The sequence below is a fragment of the Xanthomonas sp. JAI131 genome, from assembly GCF_013410075.1.
Lineage (GTDB): Bacteria > Pseudomonadota > Gammaproteobacteria > Xanthomonadales > Xanthomonadaceae > Xanthomonas_A > Xanthomonas_A bonasiae.
Window position 1 is genome coordinate 793770 of the sequence record NZ_JACCCN010000002.1, and the last position, 14289, is coordinate 808058.

Genomic DNA, 14289 nt, shown 5'->3' on the forward strand with positions numbered 1-14289 from the left:
GCGTCCGCTGTTCCCTCCCCTCCCACCGACAGCACCAATGAACCTGCCAGCCAAGCCCGCAGAAGCGGGAATCGACGACCATATCCGCTCCGTGGTCGGCCTGTCCGACCAACTGCTCGGGCAGCTGCGCCGTTCGTTGCAGCGCATCGACGAGATCAACCGCACCACCCACGTGATCTCGATGAATGCCCGCATCGAATCGGCACGGATCGGCCAGGCCGGGCGCGGCTTCAGCGTCATCGCGCAGGAAATGGACGTGCTGTCGCGGCGCGTCGCCGACGCCACCCAGGACCTGGACAAGGTCGCCGCCAGTACCAGCGCCGACATGCGCCACACCCTGCAGCGGCTGGAAGACGATGTGCGCCGCACGCGCCTGAGCGAACTGGCGCTGAGCAACATCGACCTGATCGATCGCAACCTCTACGAACGCAGCTGCGACGTGCGTTGGTGGGCGACCGATGCGGCCATCGTCGCTGCCGCGCGCCCTGGCCGCGGCGACGACGCACTCGCCTACGCGTCGCGGCGCATGGGCCAGATCCTGGATTCGTACACCGTCTACTTCGACCTGGTGCTGGCCGGCACCGACGGCCGCATCCTCGCCAACGGCCGGCCGCAGCAGTACGCCTCGGCCGGCAGCGACGTGTCCGGGCAGGCCTGGTTCGAAGACGCCACGCGCACCCGCAGCGGCGAGGAATTCGGCTTCCAGGACGTGCACGCCAGCACCCTGGCCGATGGCGAACGCGTGCTGGTGTACTCGTGCACGGTGCGCGACGGCGGCCGCGTCGACGGCCGCGTGCTGGGCGTGCTCGGCATCGTGTTCCGCTGGGACGCGCTGGCGCAGACGGTGGTCCAGCGCACGCCGCTGTCGGAACAGGAATGGGGCCGCAGCCGGGTCTGCATCGTCGACCAGCGCGGCCAGGTCCTGGCCGATTCGGCCGGGCGCATGCTGCAGGAGCGGATCGAATTCCAGGGCCGCGACGCGCTGTTCAAGCAACCGCGCGGCGCCGTGCTGAGCGACCTCGACGGGCGCCCGCACTGCATCGCGCACGCAGCCTCGCCCGGCTACGAAACCTATCGCACCGGCTGGCATTCGCTGATTCTGCAGGCGCTGTAGCGCGACGCGGGCGCAGGTCGGCCAACGCTCAGCGCTGGCCGACCCTGATCACCACCTTGCCCTTGGCACGTCCGCTCTCGACGTAGGCCAGGGCCTGCGCGGTCGCCTCCAACGGGAACACCCGATCCATCACCGGCCTGATGCTGCCGGCCTCGATCAACGCGCCGATCTCGCGCAACTGGTCGCCGTTGGCGGTCATGAACAGGAAGGCGTAGCCGACCCCGTGCCGCCTGGCCTTTTTGCGGATGCCGCTGCTCAGCAGACGGATCGCCTGCCGCAACGGCCATACCAGGCCTTGTCGCGCGGCGAAGTCCGGGTCCGGCGGGCCGGAGATGGAAATGAGCTGGCCGCCGGGCTTCAGCACGCGCAGGGATTTCTCCAGCACGTCGCTGCCCAGGCTGTGCAGGACCACGTCGTAGCCGTGCACGACGGTCTCGAAGTCCTGCGTGCGGTAGTCGATGACGAGGTCGGCGCCCAGCGCCTTCACCCAAGCGACGTTGCCGGTGCCGGTGGTGGTCGCGACGAAGGCGCCGAGGTGCTTGGCGAGCTGGATGGCGATGCTGCCGACGCCGCCGGAGCCGGCATGGATCAGCACCTTCTGTCCCTTCTGCAGCCGCGCCATCTCCACCAGGGCCTGCCACGCGGTCAGCGCGACCAGCGGAACCGAGGCGGCTTCCTCCATGCCGAGGTTGGCGGGCTTCAATGCCAGCGCGCTTTCCCTGACCGCGATGCGTTCGGCGAAGCTGCCGATGCGCGTCTGGTCGGGACGCGCATACACCGCGTCGCCCGGCTTGAAGCGGCGCACGCCGGCTCCGACCCGCAGCACCACGCCGGCCACGTCGTTGCCCAGCACCAGCGGAAAGCGGTACGGCAGGATCAGCTTGAACTCGCCCTTGCGGATCTTCGCGTCGAGCAGGTTGACGCCGGCGGCATGCACCTCGACCAGCACCTCGTCGTCGCGCACCTCCGGTTCGGGCAGCTCGCCGATCCGGCCTGGATGCTTGTTGCCATAGCCTTCGATGAAGAACGCCTTCATGATTTTCCCCCGACGAAAACGAACGCAAGGACGAACACGGTTTCGAGCACGACCGCGACCAGGATCCCGCGGCCCGCGTGCTCGCTGGCCAGTTCGCCGACGCCCAGCACCGCCAGCAACGAACAGGCGGTAACGAAGCCTGCCACCAGCGCCGAACGCGCCGGCGATGGCGCCGCGCCGCGCGCCATGAACAACATCACGCTCAGGCCCGCATACAGCGCGGCCCCGCGTCGCGCCATCAGCTCGGCCGACGGCGAAGCGCCGATGCCCCAGTTCGCCAGCATCGCGTCCGGCGAGAACATCCAGGTGCAGGCGATCGCCAGGAACAGCAGCGAGGCCAGGACCGACAGCGAGCGGAAACCCAGCCGCATGGCGCTCACCGGTTGAGGATGCGGGACAGCACGGCCTGGTGGATCCAGCGCGGCGTCGCCCACATGAAGACCGCGTTCAACCTGTTGATCAGCCCGGGCACCACGCTGATGCGGCCGGCATCCAGCGCGCGCATGCCGGCCCGCACCACCGGCGGGGTCTGCATCATCAACGCATTCAACTGGGGCGTGATCCGCTGCTGGGCGACACGCGCGAATCCGGTGTCGGTCAGCCCCGGGCACAGCGTGGTGACGGTGACGCCATCGCGCGCGAACTCGCGATGCAGCGCCTCGCCCAGGCGCAGCACGTAGGCCTTCGCGGCCGAATACACCGCGAAGTTCTCCACGCCCTGGTAGGCCAGCAGGCTGGCCACCTGCAGGATCTTGCCGCGCCGGCGCCGGCGCATGTCCTGGCCGAACAGATGGGTCATCGCGGTCAGGCTGGCGATGTCCAGCTGGATCATCGACAGCGCCGGCTCCAGATCGCCGTCCAGAAATGGCCCCTGCAGGCCGTGCCCGGCATTGTTGACCAGCACCTCGACCTCGATGCCGCGCGCGTGCAGGCCGGCGTGGAGCCGGCGCACGGCCGCGATCTGCGACAGATCGACCTGCTCGACGAGGACCTCGACACCGTGCCGCTGCCGCAACGCCTGCGCCAGCGCATCGAGCCGGTCCAGGCGCCGCGCGACCAGGATCAGCCGGTGGCCGCGCGCCGCGTACTGCCTGGCGAACTCCTCGCCGAATCCACTCGATGCGCCGGTGATCAGCACCCAGCTATCGCGTTGCGTTTGCATGATGATCGCCTCGATCGCGGCAGGTGCGGGACTGCAGGCTTCAGGCCGCCGGCCGGTAGCGTTGCGCGGCATTGGCCTGCCGGATGCTGCCCAGCAGCGCTTGCCGGGCGCCGTCCAGCGCGTCCCAGCGGTCGGCGTCGTGCAGCGGCGGGATGCTCACCAACTCGCGGCGATCGAAGCCGATCAGCGCCGCATCGACCAGCTCTTCCACGTCCATCACCTCGGCCAGCGTGTTGACGTCGATGCCCGCACGCTCCCAGATCTCGGTGCGGGTGGCCGCCGGAAGCACCGCCTGCACGTACACGCCCTTGGGCGCCAGTTCCAGGCTCATGCCCTGCGACAGGAACAGCACGAAGGCCTTGCTCGCGCCGTACACGGTCATGCCGAATTCCGGCGCCAGGCCGACCACCGAGCCGATGTTGACGATCGCGCCGCTGCCGGACTGCGCCAGCCGCGGCGCGATCGCCAGCGCCAGCCGCGTCGGCGCGGTCGTGTTGAGCGCCAGCAGGCGTTCGACGCCGTCCGCCGTCTGCTCGGCGAAGCCGCCGGATTGGGCCATGCCGGCGTTGTTGATCAGGATGCCGATGCGCGCATCGTCGCGCAGCCGCGCTTCGACCGTGGCCAGGTCGGCCTGTGCGGTCAGGTCGGCCTGCAGCACGTCGACCGCGACCTTGTGTTCCTCGCGCAGGCGTGCGGCCAACGCGTCCAGGCGGGCGTTGTCGCGTGCGACCAGGACCAGGTCGTGGCCGCGCTGGGCGAAGCGCTGCGCGTAGACGGCGCCGATGCCGCTGGAGGCGCCGGTGATGAGGACGGTGGAAGTGGTGCTCATGCGCGTGGTCTCTTCGGATGGAAAGGGAACTGCGGCCACGATGACGTGGCCCGTGGTGTGGAGGGGCTGCTCAGCCGCCGACGCCCCTGGAAGCAGGCATTGGAAGAAAGCCACGCAATGATGATGATCATAATCTTACCTGTCAACATTTTGATGATGAACAACATCAATGTATCCTTGTGCCAGGACCAGCACCGCCGGGGGACACCCGCAATGAAAGTCAGCAAGGCGCAGGCGCAGGCGAACCGGGCGCACATCGTCGAAACCGCGTCCGCGCTGTTTCGCGAGCGCGGCTACGAAGGCATCGGCGTCGCCGATCTGATGGCCGCCGCCGGTTTCACCCACGGCGGCTTCTACAAGCACTTCCCGTCCAAGGCCGACCTGATGGCGGAGGCGACGGCGTGCGGGATCGCGCAGACCGTGGCGCTGGTGGACGGGATCGATCCGCCGGAATTCGTCCGCCGCTATGTCTCGCGCGAGCACCGCGATGCCCGCGCGGTGGGCTGCACCATGGCCGCGCTGGGCGGCGACGCCGCACGCGAGCCGGAGACGGTCCGGTCCGCATTCGCGGACGGCGTCGAAGCCATGCTGGCGGCCCTGGAGCGCGAGGATGCTGCGGCGACCGGCGCCAGCCCCGCCGATGCGCGCGCCGCGCGCCTGGACATGCTGGCGCACGCGCTCGGCGCGATCGTCATGTCCCGGGCCTGTCCGGACGATTCGCCGCTGGCGGACGAGATCCTCGCGGCGTGCCGCGCCAACCTGCTCGCGGCGCTGGACACGGCCCCGGCGGCAGGCAAGCGCAGCGGAACGCGATCGCGGTAGTGCGACGCGACGCCGGCGCAGGCTTGCCGCGCGGCGGCAGCCACATCCATTCGCGCACGACCGCCGTTTCGCAAGCAAAAAAAGCCGGGGCGCGCGATGCGGCCCGGGCCCTGCCGCTGCGACCGCCTATTCGCGGTAGCCGCTGTCGTTCTTGTTGTGGATGATCCCGATCAGGCTGCCGCCGCCGCCCATCGACTTGCCGGCGAACACCAGGCGGCCCTGGCCCTGGTAGGCGAGCTCGTAGCGGTAGCGGTCGCCGCCCTAGAAGAACGGAATGAAGGCCTTACCGGACCGGTGACGTAAGAACCCTGGTCGGTGCGTTCGCCAATCAGGTCGGTCACCTGTTTCATACGAAACCTAGCGCACCAACTGCAATCGCTGATTGTGCAGGGGCTGTAGGCGCAGGCCTGCAGGCGATGCAGAGCGTCCCGCATCGGCGAGCGCGGCCAGGCAGGGCCGTGCGTTCGCTGCGCATGCACGCGGACCTATGGCGATTGACGAAGTCGATTCGAGGGGTTTCGCCTGTGGGGCTGCGCTCTCGACAAACCAACGAGAAAGCGCAACACATCACAGATCGCCCCCATCCCGGCTGTTTTTGCCCCTTCTTCACCGCATCATGCCGATGAACTTGGCACCCAACGGGGGGTGCCTGCCAGCGTGAAAGAGGCTGACCAGACGAGCCATCATGTTGACGGTGCCGTTTCGGCATGCCTAAGCTCATGTACGAATCGCCGATGCGCACAGACTGCGCGACATGTCGGCGTGGTACAGATGCAATCTGCAAATCAGGCGCAATCACAAGGTAAACGGACATGACCATGAAACCCTTTCGCACGCTTTGCATCTCGGCCCTGCTGGCCACTTCCTTCGCTGCTCCGGCGTTCGCCGAAAAGGTAGACGATCCGAGCCTCTACACCACCGAGGCGGTGAAGAAGAATCTGGTCCTGGGCAAGACAACCAGAGAAGAAGTGCGTGCCATCTATGGCGAGCCGACCTATGTCTACAAAACTTCCGCGAAGAATGGCGGGTACGAAAACAGGTGGCGTTACAACCCCAGTGAATCGCATGGCGAAAAAGCCCGCAAGACGGTGACCGGAGTATTCAGGTCGATGCTGCCTGGCGCCTACACTGGCGCCGCGGTGAATGAAGCGCAGAAACATGGCGTCGGCGCGCGCAACGTCAAGGACTACTCGCTGTCGATCGAATTCGACTCCAAAGGCGTGGTCACCGACTACGACCAGAGCGAGAGCAACGAGTCCAAAAACGCACTGTAGCCAGGCGAACGCCGCGTAGCGCACGAGTGTGTCGCCACGCTCCGGCGCTACCGGCAGGCGATGTCCTGATCGAACGTTCTTTCAGCATAGGACAAACAAAAAGGAGCGCATTTTGCGCTCCTTTTTGCGTTAGAGCTCCAGCACAACGCCGGACGCCACCACTAGCATTGCATTGCCGAAATTTCCGGCGAAATCGTGCGTTTCGGATGACGGCTGGACGTTGCGGCGCGGCTTACTTCGCCACCACCTTGACCATTTCCAGGCACTTGTTGGAATAGCCCCACTCGTTGTCGTACCAGGACACCAGCTTGACGAAGGTGCTGTCCAGGGCGATGCCGGCGTCGGCGTCGAAGATCGAGGTGCGCGCGTCGCCGCGGAAGTCGGTGGCCACCACCTTGTCTTCGGTGTAGCCGAGGATGCCCTTCAGCGCGCCTTCGCTCTGCGCCTTCACTTCGGCGCAGATCTCGGCGTAGGTCGCCGGCTTTTCCAGCTCCACGGTCAGGTCGACCACCGACACGTCCGAGGTCGGCACGCGGAAGCTCATGCCGGTCAGCTTCTTGTTCAACTCCGGGATCACCACGCCCACGGCCTTGGCCGCGCCGGTGCTGGACGGAATGATGTTCTCCAGGATGCCGCGGCCGCCGCGCCAGTCCTTGTTGCTGGGGCCGTCCACGGTCTTCTGGGTGGCGGTGGCGGCATGCACGGTGGTCATCAGGCCGCGCTTGATGCCCCACTTGTCGTTGATCACCTTGGCCAGCGGCGCCAGGCAGTTGGTGGTGCAGCTGGCGTTGGAGACGATCGCCTGGCCGGCATAGGTGGCGTGGTTGACGCCGTACACGAACATCGGCGTGTCGTCCTTGGACGGGGCCGACAGGATCACCTTCTTGGCGCCGGCGTCGATGTGTTTCTGCGCGGTGTCCTTGGTCAGGAACAGGCCGGTGGATTCGATCACCACCTCGGCGCCGACCTCGTCCCACTTCAGCGCCGCCGGATCGCGCTCCTGGGTCAGGCGGATCTTCTTGCCGTTGACCACCAGGTGATTGCCGTCGACCGACACCTCGCCGTCGAAGCGGCCGTGCACCGAATCGTACTGCAGCATGTACGCCAGGTAGTCGGGCTCGAGCAGGTCGTTGATGGCGACGATCTCGATGTCGCTGCCGAAATTCTGTACCGCCGAGCGCAGCACATTGCGTCCGATGCGACCGAAACCGTTGATGCCAACCTTGATTGCCATTTCAGTAGCTCCTGCGGCCGCGCCAGACGCGGCGGATGGAAGGGGGCGAGCATTCTATCAGGCCGGCCGCATCGCGCCCGGCACGCGCTTCGACGCGTTTGATCAGGATCAAGGCGGCGCGGCGACGCCGGCAGGACACTGCGCCCACACCCAAACGAGACACCCATCATGCGCAAGACCTCCCCTCTCCTGCTGTCCGGCCTGGCGGCCGCCCTCGCGCTGTGCGCCCTGCCGGCGCTGGCGCAGTCGCAGGGCGACTGGACCGTGGGCATCGGCGCCCACCAGGTCAACCCGAAGTCCGACAACGGCAAGCTGGCCGGCGGTACCCTGCCGCTGAGCATCGGCAGCGACATCAAGCCGACCGTCACCTTCGAGTACTTCGTGCACCAGGACCTGGGCATCGAGGTGCTGGCCGCGCTGCCGTTCAAGCACGACATCGACGTCAAGGGCGTCGGCAAGGTCGGCAGCACCAAGCAGCTGCCGCCGGTGGTCTCGCTGCAGTACCACTTCAACAGCGCCGGCAAGGTGTCCCCGTTCGTCGGCGCCGGCATCAACTACACAACCTTCTTCAGCGAGGACACCACCGGCGCGCTGGCCGGCACCAAGCTCAAGCTGGAGGATTCCTGGGGCCTGGCCGCGCACGTCGGCGTGGACGTCGCGCTCACCGACAAGTCCGCGCTGCGGGTGGACCTGCGCTGGGCCGACATCGACAGCAAGGTCAAGGTCAACGGCGCCAGCATGGGCACCGCGAACATCGATCCGCTGGTGTACGGCCTGGCCTATGTGATGAAGTTCTGAGGCTGCGCGGGCGCCGCGCTTCTCTGGCAGACTACGCTCCACAAGGATGTGGATCGGTCGCCGCCGGGCCGACACTGGGATTCGCATCCACCCATTCGCCGTCACCGGGGTCCCCAATGAAGCCACGCCTGTTCCGCCGTCTCGCCGTCGCCGCCCTTGCCGCCATCGCCCTGCCCGCCGCGGCGCAGTCGGCCGGCCACTTCACCACCAGCTACGGCATCCACGGCATGGTGCCCGGGTCCTCCAACGGCACCCTGAGCGGCAGCGAGCAGCGCTTCAGCGCCGACACCGCACCGGCGCTCTCGTTCAGCTACGAATACTTCTTCCGCGGCAACCTCGGCGTGGAGATCCAGACCCTGGTCGGGCAGCAGAAGATCGGCCTGGAACAGGGCGGCGATATCGGCAGCGCCTGGGCGCTGTCGCCGACGCTCTCGCTGCAGTACCACTTCAACGGCAACGGCGACATCTCCCCGTTCGTCGGCGTGGGCCTCAACTACACCACCTTCCTGGGCGCCGACGGCAAGGGCGCGTTCTCCCGCGACGACGTCAAGTTCAAGGACAGCGTCGGCCCGGCCGTGCATGCCGGCGTGGACTTCGCCATCGGCGAGCGCAGCGCGCTGCGCGTGGACGCGCGCTGGACCAGCATGCGCAGCGACGTGGAAGTGGACAGCGGCACGCTCGGCAAGGCCAAGCTCGACCCCATCACCTACGGCCTGGCCTACCTGCTGTATTTCTGATCCGCAGGGCCCGCAGCCGCGTCCACACGGGCGAGGCTTAGCGGTTGCGCAACGGCGCGATGACGCGGCCATGGCAACGTCATCGGCGCCGGCTAGAATCCGCGCATGAAATCCTCTCTCTTCGTTTCCGCCGCGCTTGCCGCGGCACTGGCCGCCGCGCCGTCCGCCGCCTTCGCCTGGGGCCCGCTGGGCCATCGTCTGGTCGCCGATCTCGCCGATGCCCAACTCACCCCGCAGGCCCGCGCGCAGGTGCAGCAGTTGCTGCAGGGCGAACCCGAGCCGACCCTGGCCGGCGTCGCCAACTGGGCCGACCAATTGCGCGAAAGCGACCCGGACATGGGCAAGCGCACCGGCCCCTGGCACTACGTCAACCTCGGCGAAGAGCAGTGCCACTACGAGGAAACCCGCGATTGTCCCGACGGCAACTGCGCGGTCGAGGCGCTGCGCCGCCAGGCCGCGATCCTCGCCGATCGCAGCCAACCGCAGGCCGCGCGGGCCCAGGCGCTGAAGTTCGTGGTGCATTTCGCCGGCGACATCCAGCAGCCGCTGCACGCCGGCTACGCCCACGACAAGGGCGCCAACACGTTCCAGATCCAGTTCGAGGGCAAGGGCAGCAACCTGCATTCGCTGTGGGACAGCGGCCTGCTGCGCAGCCGCGGCCTGGACGAGGCGCACTACCTGGCGCAGCTGCAGGCGCAACCGCTGCCGGCCCCCTCGCCTGCCGGCAGCGCGTTGCCGCCGCCGGCCGCGGCCTGGGCCGAAGCCTCGTGCCGGATCATGCTGCGCCCGGGCTTCTACCCGCCCGGCGCCAAGCTGCCGGCCGACTACGTGGCGACCTGGCGCCCGGTCGCCGAAGCGCAACTGCGCCAGGCCGGCGCGGATCTGGCGGCGACGCTGAACGCTGCGCTGGGGAAGTAACGCGCGGTCCCTGCTTTTTGTAGGAGCGGCTTCAGCCGCGACAGGCCTTCCCGATAGAGCCTGTCGCGGCTGAAGCCGCTCCTACAGGAATACAGGAATACAGGAATGCTGCGGGATTGCGCGGGGCCGGACCTAGCCGGCATGCCCTTGCGCCCAGCGCACGATCTCGGCAACACCGATCGCACCGCTGTGCCGCGCCAACTCGCGGCCATGCCGCAGCAAGGCCAGGGTCGGAATGCTGCGGATGCCGAAGCGCCCCGCCAGCGCCGGCTGCGCCTCGGTGTCCAGCTTGCCCAGGCGCATGCGCGGTTCCAGGTGTGCGGCGGCGGCCTCGAACTGCGGTGCCATGGTCCGGCACGGGCCGCACCACGGCGCCCAGAAGTCCACCAGCAGCGGAATATCGCTGCGCTCGGCATGGGCGGCGAAGGTGTCCGCGGTCAACGCCACCGGCGCGCCGACGAACAGCGCACGATGGCAACGCCCGCATTGCGGTGCCGCCGCCAGGCGTTCGCCCGGCACCTGGTTCAGCGCCTGGCAGTGCGGGCAGGCGATGTGCAGCGGATCGCTCACGCGCCGGCCTCGATGCTCTTGTCGCCGAGCAACACATTGCCGTGCGCGTCCTTGACCGTGACCTGCACGTCGATGCCCTGGCGCACGCTCTGGGTGACCACGCAGAACTGCTCGAACTGGTCGAGGATGCGCTGCAGCTGCGCGTAGTCCTGGTTGCCATCGGGCAGTTGCAGTTCCACCGATGCCTGCGGAATGCGCCAGAACCCTTCCGCGTTGCGCATCGGCGTGGCGGTGATGTGCGCGACCACCCCGACCGGATCGTTCTTGAACTTGCGCAGCGCGAACAGCAGGCTCGCCGCCAGGCAGTTGGCGATGCTGGCCAACAGGATGCGCGAAGGGTTGGGCCCGCGCTCGTGGCCCAGCGGCGCGGTCTCGTCGCCCAGCCACGGCGCCAGATCGGTTTCGTCGAACTGGATGCGGAACGCGAAATCCGCCTCCTGTTCGAGGGTGACGCGGATCGGATCGCCGATGCTCATGCAGAACTCCTCATGCAGGTCTCCAGTGACGCAGACAGGGGGAATGCCGACTCTACGCCGGCGCCGGAAAGACCGCGTGGACGCGCATGCGCATCTCGCTCACGCCGGCTTGGCAGCGCGGCGCGCCAACGGGTAGTACAGCAGCGGGATCACCAGCAGGGTCAGCGCGGTACTGATCAGGATGCCGAAGATCAGCGCCACCGCCAGGCCGTTGAAGATCGGATCGTCGAGGATGAAGAAGGCGCCCAGCATCGCCGCCAGCCCGGTCAGCACGATCGGCGGCGCGCGCACCGCGCAGGCCTCCACCACCGCCTGCTCGGCGCTGCGGCCCTGCGCCAAGGCCTGGCGGATGAAATCCACCAGCAGGATCGAGTTGCGCACGATGATGCCGGCCAGCGCGATCATGCCGATCATGCTGGTGGCGGTGAACTGCGCGCCGAGCAATGCGTGCCCCGGCAGCACCCCGATCACCGTCAGCGGAATCGGCGCCATGATCACCAGCGGCACCAGATAGCTGCGGAACTGCGCCACCACCAGCAGATAGATCAGCAGCAGGCCGACCGCGTAGGCGATGCCCATGTCGCGGAAGGTCTCGTAGGTGATCTGCCACTCGCCATCCCACTTGACCGCAAAGTCGCCGCTGTCGAGCGGTTGCGCGATGAAGGACTGCGCCACTGCCTGCCCGCCGACGCGCTGTCGGCGCAGCTGCCCGACCAGGTCGAACATGCCGTACAGCGGGCTGTCCAGGCGCCCGGCCTCGTCGCCGGTGACGTACACCACCGGCCGCAGATCCTTGTGCCAGATCGCACTGTCCCACGGCAGCCGCTGCACTGCGACCAGTTCCGACAACGGCACCAGCTGGCCGTCGCCGCCGCGCACATGCAGCGCCAGCATGCGCGCGACGCCGGCCTGCGCGGCCGCGGCCAGGCGCAGCCGCACCGGTTGCGGGTACTTGGAAGCGCCATCGTGCAGCCAGGTCGCGTCCACGCCCTGCACCGACGCCGCCAGCGCATCGGCGATCGCCGACTGGGTCACGCCCAGCCGCGCCGCGCGCACCCGATCGACCACGAGCGCCTCGCGCGTCGCCGCGCTTTCCACGCTGGTATCCACATCGACCACGTTCGGCGTGCGCAAGAAGCGCCGCTCCAATGCCAGCGCCAGCTGGCGGCTGCGCGCGTAGTCCGGGCCGTACACCTCGGCCACCAGCGACGCCAGCACCGGCGGGCCCGGCGGCACCTCCACCACCTTCAGCGCCGCGCCGTGGCGGCGCGCGATCGCCGCCAATGCCGGACGCAGTGCGCGCGCAATGGCGTGGCTTTGCCGCGTGCGCAGTTGCTTGTCGACCAGGTTCACCTGCAGGTCGCCGACGTTGTTGCCGCTGCGCAGGTAGTACTGGCGCACCAGGCCGTTGAAATTGACCGGCGCCGAGGTACCGGCATAGCCCTGGTAGTCGTGCACGTCCAGGGTGCGGTCGAGCACGCCGGACAGTTCGACCAGCAGCGCATCGGTGTCCTGCAGGGTGCTGCCTTCGGGCAGATCGACCACGATCTGCAATTCGGACTTGTCGTCGAACGGCAGCATCTTCATCACCACCCATTGCAACCCGACCAGCGACACCGCCAGCACCAGCAGCGCGGCGATGCCGGCGAACAGCCAGCCGCGCCGCCGCGCGCCGCGCTCGGGGGCGAGAAAGGGGTGCAACAGTCTCGAGAAGAAGCGCTGCAGGCGCGGCGATGCGGATGGCGTGGCGCCGTCGGCAGCGGCTGGCGCCGGCACATGCCGCGCCAGCAGCTTCAGCGACAACCACGGGGTCACGATCAGCGCGATCGCCAGCGACAGCAGCATGCCGACCGAGGCGTTGATCGGGATCGGCCGCATGTACGGCCCCATCAGCCCGCTGACGAAGGCCATCGGCATCAGCGCCGCGATCACGGTGAAGGTGGCGAGGATGGTCGGCCCGCCGACCTCGTCCACCGCCGGCGGGATCGCCTCGCGCAGGGTCTTGCCGCCGGCGCGCATGTGCCGGTGGATGTTCTCCACCACCACGATGGCGTCGTCGACCAGGATGCCGATCGAGAAGATCAGCGCGAACAGCGACACCCGGTTGAGGGTGAAACCCATCGCCCACGACGCGAACAGGGTCAGCGCCAGGGTCAGCACCACCGCGCTGCCGACCACGACGGCCTCGCGCCAGCCCAGCGCGAACAGCACCAGCAGCACCACCGAGCCGGTCGCGAACACCAGCTTGTGGATCAGCTTGGCCGCCTTGGCGTCGGCGCTGGCGCCGTAGTCGCGGGTCACCTCGGCGTGCACGCCTTGCGGGATCGTCTCGCCGCGCAGCTGCTGCAGGCGCGCGGCGACGGCGCGGGTGATCGCGGCGGCATCGCTGCCGGGCTGCTTGGCGATGGCGAGGGTCACCGCCGGCGCACGGCCCTGCGCCGGACCGCCGCGGCCCGCCGGTGCGCCGTACCAGACATAGCTGCTCGGCAGGTCGGCGCCGGCGCGCACCTGCGCCACGTCGCGCAGATGCAGCGGCTGGCCGTCGTGCACGCCGATCACCAGCCCCGCCACCGTGTCGGCATCGGCAAGGAAGGTGCCGGCGGCGACCGGGACCGCGCGACCGCCGCCGATGCGCTCGCCGAGCTGGCGCACCGCATTGGCCGCCTGCAACGACTGGCTCAGGTCGGACACGGTCAGGCCATAGGCGGCCAGCCGCGCCGGATCCAGGGTCAGCGTCAGCACCCGTTGCGGCGCGCCGATGCTGTAGATGTCGCGCGTGCCGGGGATGCGCTTGAGTTCGCTTTCCAGGGTGTGCGCGACCTCGCCCAGGTCCACCGCGCTGCGCTGCGGATCGTCGCTCCACAACGTCACCGCCATCACCGGCACGTCGTCGATGCCCTTGGGCTTGATCAGCGGCGTGCCCACGCCCATGCCCTGCGGCAAGGCATCCAGGTTCGAATAGACCTGGTTGTACAGCCGCACCAGCGCCGCCTGGCGCGGCACCCCGACCTGGAACTCGACGGTCAGCAGCGCCTGCCGCGGGCGGCTGACCGAGGTCACGTGCTTGACTCCTTCGATCTCGGCCAGCTTCTGCTCCAGCGGCGTGCTCAGCAATTGCTCCACTTCGCGCGCATCGGCGCCGGCGAAGGCCACCGACACGGTGGCCATGGTCACGTCGATCTGCGGCTCTTCCTCGCGCGGGGTGATCGCCACCGCGACCAGGCCCAGCAGCAGGCCCAGCAGCGCCAGCAACGGGGTCAGCGGATTGGCCTGGAATGCCGCTGCCAGACGCCCGGACACGCCCAGTCGCGCCGCCATC

14 protein-coding genes and 1 pseudogene are annotated in these 14289 nt (G+C 68.4%); 6 read left to right on the plus strand and 9 right to left on the minus strand.

Annotated elements, in window-relative coordinates; genetic code table 11:
* Positions 1-37: 37 nt before the first annotated feature.
* Positions 38-1114 carry a methyl-accepting chemotaxis protein gene (locus HDC36_RS10095; RefSeq protein WP_179566817.1) on the plus strand — a complete coding sequence of 359 codons (1077 nt, stop codon included), beginning with the start codon at positions 38-40 and terminating at the stop codon, positions 1112-1114.
* 28 nt (positions 1115-1142) lie between these two features.
* Here the strand turns inward: HDC36_RS10095 and HDC36_RS10100 are convergent, their stop codons facing one another.
* From HDC36_RS10100 to HDC36_RS10115, 4 genes are read right to left on the minus strand one after another with little or no spacing between them, the layout of a single operon-like run.
* Complete coding sequence (locus HDC36_RS10100) at positions 1143-2150, minus strand: NADP-dependent oxidoreductase (RefSeq protein ID WP_179566819.1); 1008 nt, start codon at positions 2148-2150, stop codon at positions 1143-1145.
* Positions 2147-2584 (minus strand): hypothetical protein, encoded by a 438-nt coding sequence (locus HDC36_RS10105; protein WP_343204334.1) that lies wholly within the window; start codon positions 2582-2584, stop codon positions 2147-2149. The genes HDC36_RS10100 and HDC36_RS10105 overlap by 4 nt, the downstream gene beginning before the upstream one ends.
* Positions 2527-3312, minus strand: a complete 786-nt coding sequence (locus HDC36_RS10110; protein WP_179566821.1) for an SDR family oxidoreductase — start codon at positions 3310-3312, stop codon at positions 2527-2529. The genes HDC36_RS10105 and HDC36_RS10110 overlap by 58 nt, the downstream gene beginning before the upstream one ends.
* Before the next feature lie 40 nt (positions 3313-3352).
* Positions 3353-4141 carry an SDR family oxidoreductase gene (locus HDC36_RS10115; RefSeq protein ID WP_179566823.1) on the minus strand — a complete coding sequence of 263 codons (789 nt, stop codon included), beginning with the start codon at positions 4139-4141 and terminating at the stop codon, positions 3353-3355.
* Between the two features lie 213 nt (positions 4142-4354).
* Between HDC36_RS10115 and HDC36_RS10120 the strand changes: the two genes are divergently transcribed.
* On the plus strand, positions 4355-4963 hold the full coding sequence (locus HDC36_RS10120) for a TetR family transcriptional regulator (protein ID WP_191824581.1): 609 nt from the start codon (positions 4355-4357) through the stop codon (positions 4961-4963).
* Positions 4964-5089: 126 nt separating this feature from the next.
* On the opposite strand, the pseudogene HDC36_RS10125 reads toward HDC36_RS10120, so the two are convergent.
* Positions 5090-5313: pseudogene (locus HDC36_RS10125) on the minus strand (hypothetical protein); the annotation flags it as partial.
* A 462-nt stretch (positions 5314-5775) separates the two neighbouring features.
* On the opposite strand from HDC36_RS10125, the gene HDC36_RS10130 reads away from it, so the two are divergent.
* On the plus strand, positions 5776-6237 hold the full coding sequence (locus tag HDC36_RS10130; RefSeq protein WP_179566824.1) for a hypothetical protein: 462 nt from the start codon (positions 5776-5778) through the stop codon (positions 6235-6237).
* Between the two features lie 232 nt (positions 6238-6469).
* On the opposite strand, the gene gap is transcribed toward HDC36_RS10130, so the two are convergent.
* The gene (gene gap, locus HDC36_RS10135) at positions 6470-7471 is read right to left on the minus strand and encodes a type I glyceraldehyde-3-phosphate dehydrogenase (RefSeq protein WP_179566832.1); all 1002 of its coding nucleotides are present in this window, start codon (positions 7469-7471) and stop codon (positions 6470-6472) included.
* Between the two features lie 168 nt (positions 7472-7639).
* Between gap and HDC36_RS10140 the strand changes: the two genes are divergently transcribed.
* The 3 genes from HDC36_RS10140 to HDC36_RS10150 all read left to right on the plus strand — a co-directional run bounded on the left by HDC36_RS10140 (position 7640) and on the right by HDC36_RS10150 (position 9924).
* On the plus strand, positions 7640-8269 hold the full coding sequence (locus HDC36_RS10140) for an OmpW family outer membrane protein (protein ID WP_179566833.1): 630 nt from the start codon (positions 7640-7642) through the stop codon (positions 8267-8269).
* 116 nt (positions 8270-8385) lie between these two features.
* Complete coding sequence (locus HDC36_RS10145; protein ID WP_179566835.1) at positions 8386-9006, plus strand: OmpW family outer membrane protein; 621 nt, start codon at positions 8386-8388, stop codon at positions 9004-9006.
* 105 nt (positions 9007-9111) lie between these two features.
* Positions 9112-9924 carry a S1/P1 nuclease gene (locus tag HDC36_RS10150; protein ID WP_179566837.1) on the plus strand — a complete coding sequence of 271 codons (813 nt, stop codon included), beginning with the start codon at positions 9112-9114 and terminating at the stop codon, positions 9922-9924.
* Positions 9925-10056: 132 nt separating this feature from the next.
* Here HDC36_RS10150 and trxC read toward each other — a convergent pair whose 3' ends face one another.
* The 3 genes from trxC to HDC36_RS10165 form a co-directional block, all read right to left on the minus strand.
* Positions 10057-10494: a thioredoxin TrxC gene (trxC, locus tag HDC36_RS10155; protein ID WP_179566839.1), complete on the minus strand. Its 438-nt coding sequence runs from the start codon at positions 10492-10494 to the stop codon at positions 10057-10059.
* The gene (locus tag HDC36_RS10160) at positions 10491-10970 is read right to left on the minus strand and encodes an OsmC family protein (RefSeq protein WP_179566841.1); all 480 of its coding nucleotides are present in this window, start codon (positions 10968-10970) and stop codon (positions 10491-10493) included. Before HDC36_RS10160 ends, trxC begins: the two co-directional genes overlap by 4 nt.
* 99 nt (positions 10971-11069) lie before the next feature.
* A complete protein-coding gene (locus tag HDC36_RS10165; RefSeq protein ID WP_255432673.1) occupies positions 11070-14288 on the minus strand; it encodes an efflux RND transporter permease subunit in 3219 nt (1072 codons plus the stop codon).
* Between the last annotated feature and the right edge of the window lies 1 nt (position 14289).